A 19346-nucleotide genomic window follows, 5' to 3' on the forward strand; every position below is an offset into this window, starting at 1 on the left:
TCCTCCTTGAAGTCTGTCGCCACTCCGGAGCTCGTGCTCCAACCGGGGATGCCGCGGGTCCGGGTCTCCCGGCCCGCAGGCATCGCCCCTTGAGGGGCGGAGCGGCCACACGAAGTGGGCAAGCGACGGGGGTGGGCCTTGTTCTGCGTCGTCCCCCCTCCAAGCGCCGAAGGCGCGCCAGAGAGGGGGGAAGCCGCGAAGCGGCGCAGGGGGGTGTCACGCAAACCTTACGTACTCGAAGTCCACCGGCTGGCGGTTGATGCCCATGACCGGCGGCGCGATCCAGTTGGCGAACTTGCCCGGGTCGACCACGCGGCCCATCAGGCTGGCGACAAAGGCGCGGTCGCCTTCGCTGGGCAGCCAGTTGTCGCGGTTGGCGGCCCATTCGGACTCGGAGATCACACGGCCATCGGGCGCGACCTTCACGCCCTTGAGCAGACCGATGTTGCGGTGGAAGGCCTTGTGCGGCACCGTCAGGCGGAACGGGATGCCGGCCTTCTCGATGACCTTGTTCCAGCGCTCCACACCGCCGATGCTGTCCTTGATGTAGTCGTCGCGCAGCACCTCGTTGAGCGCGTTGAGCATCGGCACTTCTTTCTCAATCAGCTGACCGTTCTGCACGTTGAGCACTTTGTAGAACTGACCGCGCAGCTGGTGGTCGTCGGTGCGTTTGCCTTCTTCATAGCGGCCTTTGAGGCCGGTGCTGTAGAAGGTGGCGGCGTTGCTGGATTCGTCGGCACCGAAGAGGTCGATGGTCACCGAGAAGTGGAAGTTCAGGTAGCGCTGGATGGTGGGCAGGTCGATCACGCCGGCCGCGCGCAGTTTGGCCGGGTCGTCGGTCTTGAGCTCGTTCATCACCTGGCAGGTGCGGTTGATCACGCGGCTCACGCCCGACTCGCCCACGAACATGTGGTGCGCTTCTTCGGTGAGCATGAACTTGGTGGTGCGCGCCAGCGGGTCGAAGCTGGACTCGGCCAGGGCGCAGAGCTGGAACTTGCCGTCGCGGTCGGTGAAGTAGGTGAACATGAAGAAGCTCAGCCAGTCGGGCGTTTCTTCGTTGAAGGCTTCGAGGATGCGCGGGTTGTCGGCGTTGCCGCTGTTGCGTTCCAAGAGAGCTTCGCCTTCTTCGCGGCCGTCCTTGCCGAAGTACTTGTGCAGCAGGTAGACCATGGCCCAGAGGTGGCGGCCTTCTTCGACGTTGACCTGGAACAGGTTGCGCAGGTCGTACTGGCTCGGGCAGGTCAGGCCGAGGTGGCGCTGCTGCTCGACCGATGCCGGCTCGGTGTCGCCCTGCGTCACGATGATGCGGCGCAGGTTGGCGCGGTATTCGCCGGGGATGTCCTGCCAGGCGGCTTCGCCCTTGTGGTCACCGAAGTGGATCTTGCGGTCGGCTTCGGCCGGGTTGAGGAAGATGCCCCAGCGGTAGTCGGGCATCTTGACGTGGCCGAACTGCGCCCAGCCCTGCGGGTCCACGCTGATCGCCGTGCGCAGGTAGACGTCGAAGTTCTGTGAGCCGTCCGGGCCCATGTCGTCCCACCATTTGAGGTAGTTGGGCTGCCACTGCTCCAGTGCGCGCTGCAGCGTGCGGTCTTCGCTCAGGTTGACGTTGTTGGGGATCTTGTCGCTGTAGTCGATGGTGGACATGTTGGTCTCCTGCGGGTGGACGGAACGGTGGGGTGAGGTGTCTTTAATCGGGGATGCGGTGGAACCGGCTTCGCCGGGCCACTCGCATCGCCCCCTGGGGGGTGACGCGCGCAGCGCGGCGCGGGGGGTCACACCCTGTTCATATCAAACTGGGCTTTGTCGCCTTTGCCGTAGACCTTCAAGGCGCCTTTTTCGCCGACGGCGTTGGGGCGCTGGAAGATCCAGTTCTGCCAGGCCGTGAGGCGGCCGAAGACGCGGGTGGCCATGTTTTCTTTCTGCGCGAAACGCAGGTTGGCTTCCAGGCCGGTCAGGGCGTCGGGCGACATGGCGGCGCGTTCTTCCAGCGCCAGGCGCACTTCGTCGGCCCAGTCGATGTCGTCGGGCGCCGCGGTCACCAGGCCCAGGGCCAGCGCGGCGTCGGCGTCGAGGGCCTGGCCGATGGCGCCGCGCGCGGCTTCCATCGGGCCGGCCTCTTCGTAGAAGCGGCGCTGCAGGCGCGACTGGTCGTTGACCATGGGCAGGTAGCCGAAGTTGAATTCGCTCAGCTGCAGCTGGGGTGCTTTGTCGGCGTCGTCGGGCAGGGCCAGCATGTAGGCGCGGTCGGCGCAGAAGGCCAGCTCGGCCAGGGTGCCGGCGAAGCAGGAGCCCGATTCGATCAGCGCGAACAGGCTGCGGGACGACACGTCCAGGCGTGCGAAGGTGCGGCGCAGTGCGCCGATGGTCTCGCGCACGAACCAGTGGTCTTTGTTCGCCAGCATCAGGGCGTCGTTGGCCAGCACGGCCGCAGCATCGCCCTCGGTCTTGAGCACCCAGGTGCCGATGTCGAGTTCGTTGGTGCGCAGGTTGAGGATGGCGTCGTCGAGTTCGCGCGCCATCTGCAGCGGGTACCAGGCGGCACCCGCGGCTTCGATGCCGGCGATGTCGGTTGGCTGCGCGCCGCTCGGGGCCTTGAGGGTGATGGTGGCGTTGCGCTTGGCGCGGTCGATGACCACGTTCACGTAGGTGTAGGCGATGCCGTCATCGCTGTCCGTGCGTTCGATGCGGGGCAGGCTCACGCCCTTCCCATCGGCTGGGCGGTCGCTCTGGGCGGCCAGCTGGGCGGCGCGTTCGCTCACGGCGGCGGCGAACTGCTGCGGCTTGGCCACGGCGTCCACCAGGCGCCAGTCCACGGCCTTCTGACCACGCACGCCTTCGCTGGTGGTGCAGAAGATGTCGGCCAGGTCGTGGCGCACGTGCCGTTTGTCGGTCACGCGGGTCAGGCCGCCCGTGCCGGGCAGGACACCCAGCAACGGCACTTCGGGCAGGCTGACCGCGCTGGAGCGGTCGTCGACCAGCAGGATCTGATCGCAGGCCAGGGCCAGCTCGTAGCCGCCACCGGCACAGGCGCCGTTCAGGGCGGCCAGGAATTTGAGGCCGGAATGTTTGCTGGTGTCTTCGATGCCGTTGCGGGTTTCGTTGGTGAACTTGCAGAAATTCACTTTCCAGGCGTGGGTCGAGACACCGAGCATGAAGATGTTGGCGCCGGAGCAGAACACGCGGTCCTTGCCGCTGGTGATCACCACGGTGCGCACTTCGGGGTGTTCGAAGCGGATGCGGTTCAGGGCGTCGTGCAGTTCGATGTCCACGCCCAGGTCGTAGCTGTTGAGCTTGAGCTTGTAGCCCGGGCGGATGCCGCCGTCTTCGTCGATGTCGATCGCCAGCGTGGCAATCGCGCCATCGAAGGTGAGTTTCCAGTGGCGGTACTCGCTGGGGGCGGTGCGGTAATCGACCATCTGAGCCTGGCGCGTGACGAAGGGATCGGGAGCGTTCATGGGGCCATTCCTTGGTAAATGCAAGATGCTGCAAGCTGGATTTGATGCATCATAGTGCATGATATTGCACTAGGTCAAGCATTTTAATGCGCCAATTACCCCATAACTCATGACCCAAGCGCGACTCGCATCCTCCTGAAATGCAACATACTGCTTGACAGATCACCACATTTCGATAGTCTTGCCGAACTGCACAATAGTGCATACCCCATGAACCACCAGGAGACGCCCGTGAACCCCGACGCATTCAAGACCCTGCTGCAAGACGTGACGCGCCAGATCGGCGACCGTGCGCTCGACACCTCGCTACAGACGTGGCTCAACCAGGAACTGGGTGCCGACTCGCCCACCTACCGCCAGCTCAAGGCCGCGTGCGAACAAGGGGTGGCCGAGGGCTGGCTCTGCCAGCGCGAGGGGGGCGGCCTCAAGTACGGGCGGATCTTCAAACCCGACGACGCTCTGCAGCGCTTTTCGGTGGACGTGGTGGACATGAACACCCTCGCCGGCCCCCACCATGCGCACCCCCTGGGCGAAATCGATCTGATCATGCCGCTGGACGACACCGCCACCTTCGACGGCCGGGGCGCGGGCTGGCTGGTCTATGGCCCGGGCTCGGCGCATTCGCCCACCGTGGCCCGCGGTCGTGCGCTGGTCCTGTACCTGCTGCCGGAAGGCCGCATCGAATTCACCCAGTGAGCCACTGCCCGCCGCGAAAAAGAACCCCATGAACACCACCCCCCTTTGCCGCGTGGATTGGGCCGGCAGCGCCGTCGACATCGAAACCCGGTGGATTCCCGCCAGCGCCGCCGACCGGCCCCTGTTGGTGTTCCTGCACGAGGGGCTGGGCTCGGTCAGCATGTGGCGGGACTACCCCGCCCTGCTCTGCCAGGCGCTGGACTGGCATGGCTTGGTGTATTCGCGGCCCGGCTACGGCCGCTCGACCCCACGGCCCGCCGAGCAGCATTGGCAACCCGACTTTCTGGAGCGCCAGGCGAGCGAGGTGTTGCCGGCCTTGCTGCGCGAACTCGGCGTGCACCAGACCTACCGCGAAGTCTGGCTGCTGGGCCACAGCGACGGCGGGTCGATCGCGCTGATCCACGCCGCGCGCCACCCCGGGTCGGTGCAGGGCCTGATCGTGGTCGCACCCCATGTGATGGTGGAAGACATCTCCATCCGCAGCATCCAGCAGGCGCGCGAAGCCTACCTCCAGACCGACCTGAAAGCCCGGCTCGCCCGGCATCACCTGGACCCGGACTCGGCCTTCTGGGGCTGGAACGACGTCTGGCTGTCACCGGCGTTCCGCGGCTGGACGATCGAAGACTTGCTGCCGCTCATCCGCTGCCCGGTGCTGGCAGTTCAGGGCAGCGCCGACGAGTACGGCACGCTGGCCCAGATTGAGCGCATCGGCGCCCTGGCACCGTTGGCCACAATGCACGTCATGGCGGGCTGCGGTCATTCGCCGCACCGCGACCGCCCCGATGAACTGACCCGGGCCATCCGGGACTTTGTGTCACAGGCCCATAGCCCAAGGCGGTGACTCAGGAACGGCTCCGTGCCGTGGCCCTGCCGCTGGCCGGCAGCCGCCCCCTTCTGCTGACCCCGTTCAGATGTACGCGTTCACCGGCTTCGCATGCCGCATGTGCAGCGACAGGCCCAGCGCGGCCATGTGGTTGCTGTTGCGGCCCAGGATCTCTTCGCTCAAGGGAAGGAACTCGGTCTCTTCGTAGGCGGCATGCGCCTTGTATTCAGTCACCAGACGGTGCAACTCGCTCACATCGAGCTTGGTGCTCTGGCCCTTGGCCACCGGCTTCAGGCCCTTCTCAAGTTGTTTCCACAGAATTTCGATGGCGCGGTGCTCGTCGGTGAGGCGCTTGGCCATGGCCTTGACGCGCTCCAGCTCGGCTCCCGGTTGTGCGCTGGCGATCACCGCGGGAAAGAGTTCACGTTCTTCTTCCAGATGGTGTTCGAAGATGGCTTCGCGGAAAAACTCCAGCGACTCTTCGGCGATCTGGCGGGCCCTGGCGGCGGGCTCCAGCAAGGCGGGCAGTTCATCCAGGGCTGTCAGGCGCTTGACGATACCGGCGTGGCAGTCGGAGAAATTGTTCAGGGGTTCGTCGGTGTTGACGGGGGTGTTCATGGTGGCTCCTCATGGGCGTTGTGCCGTGAATCTGCCGCGGAAATTCGACAGCATACTCACGGTGCAGGAGCCAGTCTAGAGACTGGCGGTTTGTCGACCTTGACGCATGTCAAGGGCTGCACCGTCTCAGTGCGCACCGACGGCCGCTTTGCCACGCATGCGGTTCCAGGCGTTGAACACCATCACCACGGCAGCGCCGGCGATGAAACCGGCGACGCCGCCCAGCAGGCTGTTCGTCAGGCCGGCGGCCCAGCCCAGGCCTTCGGCAAACTGTTCGATGCCGTGACCGATGGCGGGTATGCCGTGCACCAGGATGCCCCCACCCACAAGAAACATGGCTGCGGTGCCGAGCACCGACAAGGCTTTCATGAGCCAGGGCGCAAAGGCCAGCAGGCCGCGGCCAAAGGCCTGCTTCCAGCTGGCAGCCTGGCGCGCAAGGTACTGGCCAGCGTCGTCCAGCTTCACGATACCGGCCACGAGGCCATAAACACCCAGCGTCATCAGGATGGAAATGCCCACCAGCACCGACACGCGCTGCCCAAAACTGGCGGCCGTCACCGTGCCCAGCGTGATGACGATGATCTCGGCCGAGAGGATGAAGTCTGTGCGGATCGCGCCCTTGATTTTTTCCTTTTCGAAGGCCACCAGATCCACCTTTTCATCGCTCACGGCCTTCACAAGTTCGGCATGGTGTGCGTCGACTTCCTCTGGCTTGTGAAAGAGTTTGTGCAACAGCTTTTCAGCGCCTTCGAAGCAAAGAAACAGGCCACCGAGCATGAGCAGCGGCGTGATGAGCCAGGGCACGAACGCGCTGATGGCCAGTGCTGCTGGCACGAGGATCGCCTTGTTGAGCAAGGACCCTTTGCACACGGCCCACACCACGGGCAGTTCGCGGTCGGCTTTGACGCCGGTGACCTGCTGGGCGTTGAGCGCAAGGTCGTCACCCAGCACACCGGCCGTCTTCTTGGCGGCCATCTGCGTCATGGCGGCCACATCGTCGGCGGCCGACATGCCCTGGCGGGCGGCGACCTTGGTCATGACGGCCACGTCATCGAGGATCGTGGCGATGTCGTCGAGCAGCAGGAGGAGGCTGGAAGCCATGGTGGATGATTCTCAGAAAAGAATGTGAAAACGCGACTCTATCAGCGCCGCATGGTGGATGCAGCGCCGCAGCACAGGGACACCCTCAGGACACAGGCCAGACCAGCGGAAAGTTCGGTGCGTCCATGGGGGCACCCTCGGGCAGGCGCTCTTCCAGTCCCGGGAACGGCGGCGAGGTGCGCCAGGGTCGCGGTGCATGCACCGCATCGTCGCCCAGGTAGCGGGCCGAAAACACCCGGCGCCGCGAACCGGGCCCCGTCCCGCTGGAGGCGTGCAGGCTGAGCATGTGAAAGGCCACGCAGTCGCCCGGCTCCAGCGCCCAGGCCAGCCGCTTGTAGCGGTCCGGCTCGGCATCGATGGGCGGCAGTTCGGCCAGCGTGCCGTCCGGAAACCACCTGGCCTGCTGGTCGCGGAAGGTGCGGGGCATGTACCAGGTGCCCGTGTGCGAACCCGCCACGAAGCGCAGCGTGCTGGCCAGCGGCACCGGGTCCACCGGGATCCAGAAGCTCACGTTCTGCGCGCCGCCCACGTTGTAGTAGGGCTGGTCCTGGTGCCAGGGCGTGGGCTGGCGCGTGCCGGCTTCCTTGACCAGCAGGTGGTCGTGGTACAGACGCACCGCCCGGCTCTGCATGAGCTGGGCGGCGATGTGCGGCAATGCGCCGTCGCACAGGATCTGCTGGTAGGCCGGGTTGTTCTGCCAGGTGCAGAAATCTTCAACGAAGCGGCCCGGATCGTCGGGCTCGCTGGCCACCAGCGCGAGCGGGCTCAGGTGCGCGAGGTTGTGCTCGATGCCGGCTTCCAGCTTGCGCAACTCTTCGGCGTTCAACACGCCCCGCAGCACCACCGCGCCGTCGCGGGCATAGGCCTGGACGGCATCGGCGGCGATCGGGTGTTGACGCGGCATGCGTTCAGCCGACGAACTTTCTGGCGTTGCGCCAGATGCGCATCCACGGACTGTGGGCGTTGATATCGCCACTGGTCCAGCTCATCTGGATGTTGCGGAACACGCGCTCGGGGTGCGGCATCATGGCCGTGAAGCGGCCGTCGGCCGTGGTCACCGCCGTCAGGCCGCCCGGGCTGCCGTTCGGGTTGAACGGGTACTGCTCCGTGGCGGCGCCCGCGTTGTCCACGAAGCGCATGGCGGCGATGGCCTGGGCCGGGTTGCCACGGTGTTTGAAATTGGCAAAACCTTCGCCGTGTGCCACCGCGATCGGCAGGCGGCTGCCGGCCATGCCCTGCAGGAACAGGCTGGGCGATTCCAGCACTTCCACCATGGACAGGCGCGCCTCGAAACGCTCGCTCTGGTTGGTGGTGAAGCGCGGCCAGGCTTCGGCGCCGGGGATGATGTCGGCCAGCTCGGCGAACATCTGGCAGCCGTTGCACACGCCCAGGCCGAAGGTGTCGGCGCGGCCGAAGAAGCCCTGGAACTGTTCGGACAACAATGGATTGAAGGTGATGCTGCGCGCCCAACCGATGCCGGCGCCCAGCGTGTCGCCGTAGCTGAAACCGCCGCAGGCGACCACGCCCTGGAAGTCGGCCAGTTTCGCGCGGCCGCTTTGCAGGTCGGTCATGTGCACGTCGTAGGCCTCGAAGCCGGCCTGGGTGAAGGCGTAGGCCATTTCCACGTGCGAGTTCACGCCCTGCTCGCGCAGGATGGCGACTTTGGGTCGGCTCAGGTTCAGGAACGGCGCGGCCACGTTGTCCGATGGGTCGAACGTCAGGCTGACGTGCATGCCCGGATCGGCGGGTAGGCCGGCCGCGGCGTGTTCGCTGTCGGCACAGGCCGGGTTGTCGCGCTGCTGGTTGATCTTCCAGCTCACGCTGTCCCAGACCTGGTGCAGGTCGAACAGGTCGGCGCTGAACACGGCCTTGGTGTCGCGCCAGACCTGCAGCTGGCCCTTGCCCACATCCATGCCGGACGAAGCGGGTCGCGTCTTGCCGATGAAGTGGCTGTGCTTGGAGAGGCCGTGCTCGCGCAAGGTCTGCATCACGTCGTTGCGGTGTTCGGTGGCCACCTGCAGCACCACGCCCAGCTCTTCGCTGAACAGGGCCTTGATCGTGAGCTCCTGGCGGCGCGCGGCCACCTGGGTGGCCCAGTTCTTGGCGTCGCCGCTGTCCATGCGGCTGTCGCTGATGCCGTCGCCTTCGGTCACCAGCATGTCCACGTTCAGCGCCACGCCCACGTGGCCGGCGAAGGCCATTTCGGCCACGGTGGCCAACAGGCCGCCGTCGGAGCGGTCGTGGTAGGCCAGGATGCGGCCCTGGGCACGCAAGGTGTTGATGGCGTTGACGAGATTGACCAGTTCTTGAGCCTCGTCCAGATCGGGCACGGTGTCACCGAACTGGCCGAGCACCTGGCCCAGCACGCTGCCGCCCATGCGGTTCTGGCCCTTGCCGAGGTCGATCAGCACCAGGGTGGTGTCTTCGATCTGGTTGTTGAGCTGCGGCGTGAGGGTGCCGCGCACATCGGCCAGCGTGGCGAAGCCGGTGACGATCAGGCTCACCGGTGAGGTGACTTTTTTCTTGTCCGCACCGTCGTTCCACTGCGTGCGCATCGACAGGCTGTCCTTGCCCACAGGGATGGAAATGCCCAGCGCCGGGCACAGCTCCATGCCCACGGCCTTCACGGTTTCGTACAACGCGGCGTCTTCGCCCGGTTCGCCGCAGGCGGCCATCCAGTTGGCGGAGAGCTTCACGCGTGGCAGCTCGATGGGGGCGGCGAGCAGGTTGGTGATGGCCTCGGCCACCGCCATGCGGCCCGACGCCGCGGCGTTGATGCCGGCTAGCGGCGTGCGCTCGCCCATGCTCATGGCTTCGCCCGCGAAGCCCTGGAAATCGGCCAGGGTCACGGCGCAGTCGGCCACCGGCACCTGCCAGGGGCCGACCATCTGGTCGCGGTGGGAGAGGCCACCCACGGTGCGGTCGCCGATGGTGATGAGGAAACGTTTGGACGCCACGGTCGGGTGGCTCAGCACGTTGATCACGGCCTGCTGCAGGTCCACGCCGGTCAGGTCCATGGGCTGGCCAGTGCGCTGAACGGTTGTCACGTCGCGGTGCATCTTGGGCGGTTTGCCCAAGAGAACATCCATCGGCATGTCGACGGGGCTCTCGTTGCCTTCATCGACCAGCGAGAGGTGACGCTCTTCGGTAGCCACGCCCACCACCGAAAACGGGCAGCGCTCGCGTTCGCAGAAGGCTTTGAACTGTTCCAGCGACTCCGGCGCGATAGCCAGCACGTAGCGTTCCTGGCTCTCGTTGCACCAGATTTCTTTCGGTGCCAGGCCGCTCTCTTCCAGCGGCACGGCGCGCAGATCAAAGCGGGCACCCCGGCCAGCGTCGTTCACCAGCTCGGGGAAGGCGTTGGACAGGCCGCCCGCGCCCACGTCGTGGATGAACAGCACCGGGTTCTGCTCGCCCTGCGCCCAGCAGTGGTTGATGACCTCCTGCGCGCGGCGCTCGATCTCGGGGTTGCCGCGCTGCACGGAGTCGAAGTCCAGCGAAGCGGCGTTGGTGCCGCTGGCCATGGAGCTGGCGGCGCCGCCGCCCATGCCGATCTTCATGCCCGGGCCGCCGAGCTGGATCAGCAGCGTGCCGGCCGGGAAATCGATCTTCTTCGTGAGCTTCGAGTCGATCACGCCCAGGCCGCCCGCGATCATGATGGGCTTGTGGTAACCCCGGGTCACACCCGCCACGTCCTGCTCGTATTCGCGGAAATAGCCCAGCAGGTTGGGCCGGCCGAATTCGTTGTTGAACGCGGCACCGCCCAGCGGGCCCTCGGTCATGATCTGCAGCGGGCTGGCGATGTGCTCGGGTTTGCCGCCCGGTTGGTCGCTCAGGCCACCCCAGAGTTTGGAGACGGTGAAGCCGGTCAGGCCGGCCTTGGGCTTGGAGCCGCGGCCGGTGGCACCTTCGTCGCGGATCTCGCCGCCCGCGCCGGTGGCGGCGCCGGGGAACGGGGAAATCGCGGTCGGGTGGTTGTGGGTTTCCACCTTCATCAGGATGTGGTTGGTGGCGGCCTGGCTCGCGTAGGCCGGCGATGCGCCCTGCCCGGCGCGCGCCACGAAACGCTCGACGGCGCTGCCTTCCATGATGGAGGCGTTGTCGGAGTAGGCGACGATGGTGTGCTGCGGCGCCGTCTGGTGCGTGTGGCGGATCATGCCGAACAGGCTCTTGTCCTGCGCCACGCCGTCGATGGTGAACTGCGCGTTGAAGATCTTGTGGCGGCAGTGTTCGCTGTTGGCCTGCGCGAACATCATCAGCTCGACGTCGGTCGGGTTGCGTTTCAGGCCATTGAACGCGTTGACCAGGTAGTCGATCTCGTCATCGGCCAGGGCCAGGCCCCATGCGACGTTGGCCTTTTCCAATGCCGCGCGGCCACCGGCCAGCACGTCCACGTGCTCCATCGGCGCGGGGTGCAGCTCGGTGAACAGGGCTTCGGCCTGGCAACGTTCGGTGGTCACGGCCTCGGTCATGCGGTCGTGCAGCACATCGGCCACGGCGCGCAGTTGTTCCGCGCTCAGACTGGCCTTGCCCAGCAAACCGCTCTTGAGGCCAATGCGGAACTCGACCAGCCGCTCCACGCGGTGCAGCGCCAGGCCGCAGTTGTGCGCGATGTCGGTGGCCTTGGACGCCCAGGGCGACACGGTGCCCAGGCGCGGCATCACCAGCAGCGCCGGAGCGCCGGATTTTTCCAGCGCCAGGTGCGCCTCGGTGGTCGGCTCGCCATAGGCCATGAGCTGGCCCACGCGCTCCAGCGTGGCCGCGTCGGGCGCGGCGTCGAACGACGCCAGGTGCACGAAGCGGGCCGAGAGGCCAGTGATCTTGTCGGAAATGCCCTGCAGACGGGGCAGGATTTGCTGGACTTTGAAGTCGCTGACGGCGTTGCCGCCGTCGAAGAAGCGCAGGTGCAGGGTCACGGTGGGTGGCCTTGGGGCTGACGGGCGCGGGATGGCCCGGGGGATGGGTGGAAACCCGACATTTTACCCGGGGTGCCCCGACGCTTTCAGCGTCGAAAGTGCCACCAACCCAGCTTCCGGAGCGCGTGTCCTCCCCAGCACACACCGAGGAGCCGGCTCCGCCGGTCCCAGGTGTGGTCCCCCTGGGGGGAAGCCGCGAAGCGGCGCAGGGGGGTTAAAAGTTATACCCGACGCTGACCTTGATCACCGGCAACACCTTCGCGCTGTCCAGATCGTCCTGCACCTTGCGCTCTTCGGCCGCGATGGCGGCGGAGGCGCCCGGCTGCGCCATCAGGCCGCCGGAGCCGGTCAAAGTGACCTTGGGCTTGCCAATGGACACACCCAGGTCCAGACCAAAGGTCCAGCCCGGCTGGTTGAAGCGGCCATGACCCCAGCCCACGCCCAGGTAAGGCATGGTGTTCGGGTACTTGATGGTGGCCAGCAACGAGTTGCCGGTGGCGCTGAAGGTCTGGCCATCGATGGTCACCGTGCCGTCGGTGGTCTGGGCCTGCAACGCAGCAGAAGAACCGGTGAACGTGGCGCCCGCGACCAGGCGGAAGGTGCCGAGGAACGGGCGGAAGTCGGCGAACACGCCGTTGCCGCGCAGCTTGAGGTCGCCCTTGTAGGTGATCTGGTCTTCGGTGTAGGTGTCGGACGTCGTCAGCTGCGCCAGTTCGCCACGCAGACCGAAAGCCGGTCCCACCGGCAGGTTGAGGCCCAGGCCGAGGCCACCGGTGCCGGCCACGCCATACACACCGATGCCCTGGGCCATCGCAGAACCCGATATCAAAGCCAAAACCAGACCCGCTGCGTGCACTTTTTTCATCGGAAACCTCACTGGATGGATGGAACTGCGCGCGAGTATAGGTGTGCACCCGGCGGTCCGGGCCCGCATTGACCCTTCGTTTCAAAGCGTTGCAGTCCGCGGGATAATCGCTCTCCATGAGCATCACCTACAAAGACGAAGCCGGCATCGCGGGCATGCGCGTCGCCGGCAGACTGGCCTCCGAACTGCTGGACTACCTCACACCCCACGTGGTACCCGGTGTCACCACCGGCGCGCTGGACAAGCTGGCGCACGATTACATCGTGAACGTGCAGGGCGCCATTCCGGCCCCGCTGAACTACGCGCCCTCGGGTTACATCCCCTACCCCAAGAGCATCTGCACCTCGATCAACCACCAGGTCTGCCACGGCATCCCGAACGAGAAAGCGCTCAAGAAGGGCGACATCCTCAACATCGATGTGACCGTCATCAAGGACGGCTGGCACGGCGACACCAGCCGCATGTTCATGATCGGTGGCGAAAGCGCGGCCTCGATCGCGGCGAAACGCCTGTGCGCCATCACCTACGACGCCATGTGGAAAGGCATCGTCATGGTCAGGCCCGGTGTGCGCCTGGGTGACATCGGCCACGCGATACAGGTGTTTGCCGAAGGCAGCGGCTTCTCCGTGGTGCGCGAGTTCTGTGGCCACGGTATCGGCCAGAAGTTTCACGAAGAACCTCAGGTGCTGCATTACGGCAAGCCAGGCACCCTCGAAGAGCTCAAGCCCGGCATGACCTTCACCATCGAACCCATGATCAACGCCGGCAAGCGCGACATCAAGGAAATGGGCGACGGCTGGACCATCGTCACCAAGGACCGCTCCTTGTCTGCCCAGTGGGAACACACCATCCTGGTCACCGAGACCGGCTATGAGGTGCTCACGCTCTCGGCCGGCAGCCCCCCGCTGCCCGCGTTCGTCACGCCAGCGGTTTCCACCACCGCCTGACCCGTGACGGGCCAACAGGAGCGCGCCATGGGCGATCTGAGCGCACTGCGGCTGCAATACCGCAGCGACAAAGCCACCCTGATGAACCGGCTGGGCGTGCAGGGCACCTCCACCCGGGGGGTGCGCAGCGCCCTGCAGAAACTGTCCCGCCTGACCGACCAGACGCTGCGCGAACTCTGGACCCGATCGGGCTTCGGGCCCACGTTTTCGCTCATCGCGGTGGGCGGCTACGGCCGCGGCGAGCTGTTTCCGTATTCGGACGTGGACGTGCTCGTGCTGCTGCCCGACGGCAGCGAACCCGATCAGGACGAGGCGCTCAAGAGCCGTCTGGAAAGTTTCATCGGTGCCTGCTGGGATGTGGGCCTGGAAATCGGCTCCAGCGTGCGCACCACCGCCGACTGTGTGGCCGAGGCATCCAAAGACGTGACGGTGCAGACCTCGCTGCTCGAATGCCGGCTGATCTGCGGCGGCAAATCGCAGTTCACCACGCTCGTGAACCAGCTCAACGAAGCGATGGACCCCAAGGCATTCTTCGTCGCCAAGACGCTGGAGATGCGCCAGCGCCACAACAAGTTTGAAAACACGCCCTATTCGCTGGAACCCAACTGCAAGGAATCACCCGGTGGCCTGCGCGACCTGCAGATCGTGTTGTGGGTGGCCAAGGCGGCGGGGCTCGGCCGCAGCTGGGACGAGCTGGCGCGCAAGGGCCTGGCCACGTCGCTCGAAGCACGCCAGATCAAGGCCAACGAGGCCCTGCTCAACCTGATCCGCGCGCGCCTGCACCTGCTGTCCAACCGGCGCGAAGACCGGCTGGTCTTCGACCTGCAGAACGCGGTGGCCGAATCGTTCGGCTTCAAACCACAGGTGCCGGCCGTCATCACCCCGGGCGGACCTGGCCCGCACGCGGCCCCCGTCGTGCGCGGTGCGCGGCGCGCCAGCGAAGTGCTGATGAAGCGCTACTACTGGGCCGCCAAAGCCGTCACCCAGCTCAACCAGATCCTGCTGCTCAACATCGAAGAACGTCTCGCCAGCGACGACCTCGGCGTGGACCGCATGCGCCCGATCAACGAGCGCTTCTTTGACAAGGCGGGCATGCTGGAAGTGGCCAGCGACAACCTCTACGTGCAGCACCCGCACGCGATCCTGGAAACCTTCCACATCTACCAGACCACGGTGGGCATCAAGGGCCTGTCGGCGCGCACACTGCGCGCGCTGTACAACGCGCGGCCGGTGATGAACGCGAAGTTCCGCAACGACCCGGTCAACCGCGCCACCTTCATGCAGATCCTGATGGAGCCCGAGGGCATCACGCACGCCATGCGCCTGATGAACCAGACCTCGGTGCTCGGGCGCTACCTCTGGGTGTTCCGCCACATCGTGGGCCAGATGCAGCACGACCTGTTCCATGTCTACACCGTGGACCAGCACATCCTGATGGTGCTGCGCAACGTGCGCCGCTTCTTCATCGCCGACCACTCGCACGAATACCCGTTCTGCTCGCAGCTCGCCGCGGGCTGGGACAAGCCCTGGATCTTCTACATCGCTGCGCTGTTCCACGACATCGCCAAGGGCCGCGGCGGCGACCACTCCGACCTCGGCGCCAAGGACGTGCGCAGCTTCTGCCGCCAGCACGGCATCGAGCGCGAAGACGCGAAGCTGATCGAGTTCCTGGTGGCCGAGCACCTGACCATGAGCCGCATGGCGCAGAAGGAAGACCTGAGCGATCCGGACGTGATCAACGCGTTTGCCCAGCGTGTGGGCAACGAGCGTTACCTGACCGCGCTCTACCTGCTCACCGTCGCCGACATCCGAGGCACCAGCCCCAAGGTCTGGAACGCCTGGAAGGGCAAGCTGCTGGAAGACCTGTACCGCTACACCCTGCGCTCGCTCGGTGGCCGCGCGCCCGACCCGGACGCCGTGATCGAGGCGCGCAAGCGCGAAGCCCTGTCGATGCTGGCCCTGCACGCCCTGCCCCACCTGGCGCACAAAGCGCTGTGGGACACGCTGGACGTGAGCTACTTCATGCGCCACCAGGCCGACGAAATCGCCTGGCACACGCGGGTGTTGACCCGCGAGCTGGCGGTTCGCGCCGCGGCTTCAAAGTCCGCCAGCCCTGAAGTTGTCGAGCGCGAAGCGCAGGAACCGGACAACAGCATCGTGCGCGCCCGCCTGTCGCCCGAGGGCGAGGGCCTGCAGGTGCTGGTGTACGCGCCCGACCAGAACGATTTGTTTGCCCGCATCTGCGGCTACTTCGACAACGCCGGCTTCAGCATCCTGGACGCCCGCATCCACACCACGCACACCGGCCACGCGCTCGACACCTTCCAGGTCGTGGCGCCCACGCTGTCCGAGCACTACCGCGCGCTGACCGCCATGGTGGAGAACGATCTGGCCCAGGCCATCGACCAGCGTGGCCCGCTGCCTGCGCCGAGCAAGGGCCGCCTGTCTCGCCGCGTCAAGAGTTTCCCGATCACGCCGCGCGTGGACCTGCGTCCCGACGAAAAGGCCCAGCGCTGGCTGCTCAGCGTCTCGGCCAGCGACCGCGCCGGCCTGCTGTACTGCATCACACGCGTGCTCGCCCGCTACGACGTCAGCGTGCAACTGGCCAAAATCACGACGCTGGGTGAGCGCGTGGAAGACACCTTCCTCATCAGCGGCCCGCAACTGCAGGTCAACAAACGGCAGATCGAGATCGAAACCGAGTTGCTGGAGACGCTGGAGGGCTGAGCGCCCTCCAGGCGTCAGGCGGGGTGGGACGCGGACAGGGCGTTCGGATCCCGTTCATGGGCCCGCTCGTCCTGGACCTTGCGGCCGACCAGGCGGGCGAACAGGATGCTCAGGTCATCGACCATGGTGAACACCGCTGGCACGACCAGCAGGCTCAACAGCGTTGAGGTCACAAGTCCGCCGATCACCGCCACCGCCATCGGGGAACGGAAGCTGCCGTCCGCCGCTCCCGAACCGACCGCCACCGGCAGCATGCCGGCCACCATGGCGATGGTGGTCATGACGATCGGCCGAGCGCGCTTGTGGCAGGCGTCCAGGATCGCCTCCAGCCGCGGCATGCCGCGCTGGCGGCGCGCCTCGATCGCGTATTCCACCAGCAGGATGGAATTCTTCGACGCCACGCCCATCAGCATCACGAGCCCGATGAGCGAGGGCATGGAGAAGCTCTTGTTGGTCAGCAGCAGCGCGACAAAGGCGCCACCGAACGACATGAGCAAGGCCGGCAGGATGGTGACCGGCAACAGGAAGGCCTTGAACAGCAGCACCAGCACGATGTAGATGCACAGCACGCCGGTCAGCATCGCCAGCCCGAAACTGGCGAACAGCTCGCCCTGCACTTCTGCGTCGCCGATCTCCAGCACCTGCACGCCCGGCGGCAGGTTCTGGATGCTGGGCAGCGCGTCCACGGCCGTCTTCATGTCGCCCAGCGGGATACCGGCCAGCTCGACTTCGAAGTTGATGTTGCGCGAGCGGTCGTAGCGGTCGATCACGGCGGGGCCGCCGCCGAAGCTCAGGGTGGCCACCTGACTGAGCATGACCGGGCCCCTGGCGCCAGGCACCGACAGGCGGCCCAGCACGTCCAGGTTCTCGCGCGCGGCACTGTCGAGCTTGACCACGATCGGCACCTGGCGCTGCGGCAGGTTCAGCTTGGGCAGGGCACTGTCGTAGTCGCCAACGGTCGCGATGCGCAGTGTCTCGGCGATGGCGGAACTGGTCACGCCCAGGTCGGCGGCGCGCTGCAGGTCGGGTGTGACGATGATCTCCGTTCGCACCAGGGCGGCCGAGGACTGGATGCTGCCCACGCCGTTGATGGTGCGCAGGTCGCGTTCGATGGCGCGGGCCGCTGTCGACAGGGCGTTGGCATCGCTGCCTGTGAGCGTGAGGATGTATTTCTCGCCCGAGCCGCCAAGACCGACCTTGTAGCGCACGCCTGGCAGCCCGGACATCACCTCGCGCAGCTGGCTTTCGATCACCTGCTTGCGCGGGCGCTGGCCACGCGGGTCAAGCTGGATGGTCAACGCCGCCTTGCGCGACTCCTGCGCGCCCTGGGGCGCGAATGGATCGGAACCGGCGGAGCCTGAGCCGATCGTGGTGTAGATCGACTTGATGTGCTTCACCCCAGAGGCCATCACCCTCGCCCGTTCAGACGTTGCGACGGTCTGGGCCAGGGTGCTGCCCGGGGGAAGCTCCAGATACACCTGGGTCTGCGAGTTGTCGTCCGCCGGCACGAAACCCTGGGGCAACAAGGGGATGAGCGCCAGCGAACCGATGAAGAAGGCGATGGCGCCCACAAGGGTCAGCCAGCGGTGGCGGATGCAGGCCGCGGCCCAGCGCTGGTAGGTGTTGAGCCAGCCCGGTTCGTTCTGGTTCGACATCCAGGACCAGATGGCACCGAAGAAGCGGTTGCTGCGCGCCCAGGCCGGCTGCTCTTTCGCGGTCACCACGGGCTTGAGGATGTAGGCCGCCATCATGGGCGTGAGGGCGCGCGCCACGATCAGCGAGGCGAACACGGCAAATGACGCCGTCCAGCCGAACTGCTTGAAGAACTTGCCGGGGATTCCCGACATGAAGGCTGTTGGCAGGAACACCGCGATCAGTGTGAAGGTGGTGGCGATCACCGCCATCCCGATCTCGTCGGACGCTTCCATCGCGGCCTGGTACGGGGTCTTGCCCATGCGCATGTGGCGCACGATGTTCTCGACTTCGACGATGGCGTCGTCCACCAGGATGCCCACCACCAGCGACATCGCCAGCAGCGTCACCACGTTGATGGTGAAGCCCATGTAGTGCATGCCGATGAAGGCCGGGATCGCCGAGAGCGGCAGCGCCACGGCTGAAACCACCGTCGCGCGGAAGTCGCGCAGGAACAGCCAGACCACCAGCACCGCCAGGATGGCCCCCTCGTACAGCAGTGTCATGGAGGCGTTGAACTCCTCCTCCACCGGCGTCACGAAGTCGAAGGACTCGGTGATCGCGAGGTCCGGGCGCGCCACCTGCAGCGCCTTGAGCTTCTCGCGCACGCCACGGCCCACCTCGACTTCGCTGGCGCCGCGGCTGCGCGCCACCTCGAAACCGACCACCGGCTGGCCGTCCAGGAAGGCCGCCGCGGTCGGCTCGGCGATGGTGTCCCTGACCGTGGCGATCTGGTCCAGCCGGATGCGGCGGCCATCGGACAGCGACAACTCGAGCGCAGCCAGTTCTTCGGCCGACTTCATGGAGGACAGCGTGCGCAGCGGCTGCTGGCTGCCGCCGATGTCGGCCCGGCCGCCCGCGCTCTCGATCTGCACCTTGGCCAGCTGACGCGAAATGTCGGCCACGGTGGCACCCAGCGACTGCAGCTTCAGCGGATCGAGCAGGATCTGCACCTCGCGGTTCACGCCACCCACGCGGTTGACCGCACCCACACCGTTCACCGAAAGCAACAGCTTGGTGATGTCGTTTTCCACGAACCAGGAAATGGCTTCGTCGTCCATCTTGTCCGAGCTGACCGTGTAGGCCAGCACCGCCCCGCTGGCGAGCTCGATCTTGTTGACGATGGGCTCGCGCAGATCGGTCGGCAGGTCGCTGCGCACCTTGGCCACCGCCGAGCGCACGTCGTCCAGCGCCTCCTGCGTGGCCTTCTCGATGCGGAACTCGGCCGTGATCGACACCGTGCCGTCCTGCACCTTGGTGTAGATGTGCTTGAGGCCCTGCAGCGAGGCCAGGCTGTTTTCGATCTTGCGCGCGACGTCGTTTTCCAGCTGGTTGGGCGCGGCGCCCGGCAGACTGGCCACGATGGTGATGTTGGGCACGTCCAGGTCGGGGAAGTTCTGCACCTTCATCGCCTGGAACGAGAACAGACCGGCGAGCGTGAGCATGACGAACAGCATCGCCGCCGGGATCGGGTTGCGGATGGACCACGCGGAAACGTTCATGGCC

At 66.1% G+C, this 19346-nt stretch carries 12 protein-coding genes; 4 read left to right on the top strand and 8 right to left on the bottom strand.

Annotation, left to right across the window (positions count from 1 at the left end; all coding sequences use genetic code 11):
* Positions 1–216: 216 nt before the first annotated feature.
* Together boxB and boxC are read right to left on the bottom strand one after the other, a co-directional pair.
* The gene (boxB, locus tag F3K02_RS05915; protein ID WP_177134264.1) at positions 217–1644 is read right to left on the bottom strand and encodes a benzoyl-CoA 2,3-epoxidase subunit BoxB; all 1428 of its coding nucleotides are present in this window, start codon (positions 1642–1644) and stop codon (positions 217–219) included.
* Positions 1645–1772: 128 nt separating this feature from the next.
* Complete coding sequence (gene boxC, locus F3K02_RS05920) at positions 1773–3455, bottom strand: 2,3-epoxybenzoyl-CoA dihydrolase (protein ID WP_177134267.1); 1683 nt, start codon at positions 3453–3455, stop codon at positions 1773–1775.
* Positions 3456–3686: 231 nt separating this feature from the next.
* On the opposite strand from boxC, the gene F3K02_RS05925 reads away from it, so the two are divergent.
* Positions 3687–4151 carry a DUF4863 family protein gene (locus F3K02_RS05925; RefSeq protein WP_068175497.1) on the top strand — a complete coding sequence of 155 codons (465 nt, stop codon included), beginning with the start codon at positions 3687–3689 and terminating at the stop codon, positions 4149–4151.
* A 28-nt stretch (positions 4152–4179) separates the two neighbouring features.
* Positions 4180–4992, top strand: a complete 813-nt coding sequence (locus tag F3K02_RS05930; protein WP_177134271.1) for an alpha/beta fold hydrolase — start codon at positions 4180–4182, stop codon at positions 4990–4992.
* A 66-nt stretch (positions 4993–5058) separates the two neighbouring features.
* On the opposite strand, the gene F3K02_RS05935 is transcribed toward F3K02_RS05930, so the two are convergent.
* The 5 genes from F3K02_RS05935 to F3K02_RS05955 all read right to left on the bottom strand — a co-directional run bounded on the left by F3K02_RS05935 (position 5059) and on the right by F3K02_RS05955 (position 12474).
* The gene (locus F3K02_RS05935; protein WP_177134273.1) at positions 5059–5592 is read right to left on the bottom strand and encodes a hemerythrin domain-containing protein; all 534 of its coding nucleotides are present in this window, start codon (positions 5590–5592) and stop codon (positions 5059–5061) included.
* 126 nt (positions 5593–5718) lie between these two features.
* Complete coding sequence (locus F3K02_RS05940) at positions 5719–6693, bottom strand: DUF808 domain-containing protein (protein ID WP_177134275.1); 975 nt, start codon at positions 6691–6693, stop codon at positions 5719–5721.
* An 85-nt stretch (positions 6694–6778) separates the two neighbouring features.
* Positions 6779–7597: a phytanoyl-CoA dioxygenase family protein gene (locus tag F3K02_RS05945; RefSeq protein ID WP_177134277.1), complete on the bottom strand. Its 819-nt coding sequence runs from the start codon at positions 7595–7597 to the stop codon at positions 6779–6781.
* 4 nt (positions 7598–7601) lie between these two features.
* A complete protein-coding gene (gene purL / locus F3K02_RS05950; protein ID WP_177134279.1) occupies positions 7602–11609 on the bottom strand; it encodes a phosphoribosylformylglycinamidine synthase in 4008 nt (1335 codons plus the stop codon).
* A 214-nt stretch (positions 11610–11823) separates the two neighbouring features.
* The gene (locus F3K02_RS05955) at positions 11824–12474 is read right to left on the bottom strand and encodes a hypothetical protein (RefSeq protein WP_177134281.1); all 651 of its coding nucleotides are present in this window, start codon (positions 12472–12474) and stop codon (positions 11824–11826) included.
* Between the two features lie 116 nt (positions 12475–12590).
* Here F3K02_RS05955 and map point away from each other — a divergent pair, with 116 nt between their 5' ends.
* Positions 12591–13421 (top strand): type I methionyl aminopeptidase, encoded by an 831-nt coding sequence (gene map, locus F3K02_RS05960; RefSeq protein WP_177134283.1) that lies wholly within the window; start codon positions 12591–12593, stop codon positions 13419–13421.
* Positions 13422–13448: 27 nt separating this feature from the next.
* The gene (locus tag F3K02_RS05965) at positions 13449–16148 is read left to right on the top strand and encodes a [protein-PII] uridylyltransferase (protein WP_177134284.1); all 2700 of its coding nucleotides are present in this window, start codon (positions 13449–13451) and stop codon (positions 16146–16148) included.
* Between the two features lie 14 nt (positions 16149–16162).
* On the opposite strand, the gene F3K02_RS05970 is transcribed toward F3K02_RS05965, so the two are convergent.
* Positions 16163–19342: an efflux RND transporter permease subunit gene (locus F3K02_RS05970; RefSeq protein WP_177134286.1), complete on the bottom strand. Its 3180-nt coding sequence runs from the start codon at positions 19340–19342 to the stop codon at positions 16163–16165.
* Positions 19343–19346: the final 4 nt, after the last annotated feature.

Source organism: Hydrogenophaga aromaticivorans (genome assembly GCF_013387465.1).
Taxonomy (GTDB): domain Bacteria; phylum Pseudomonadota; class Gammaproteobacteria; order Burkholderiales; family Burkholderiaceae_C; genus Hydrogenophaga; species Hydrogenophaga aromaticivorans.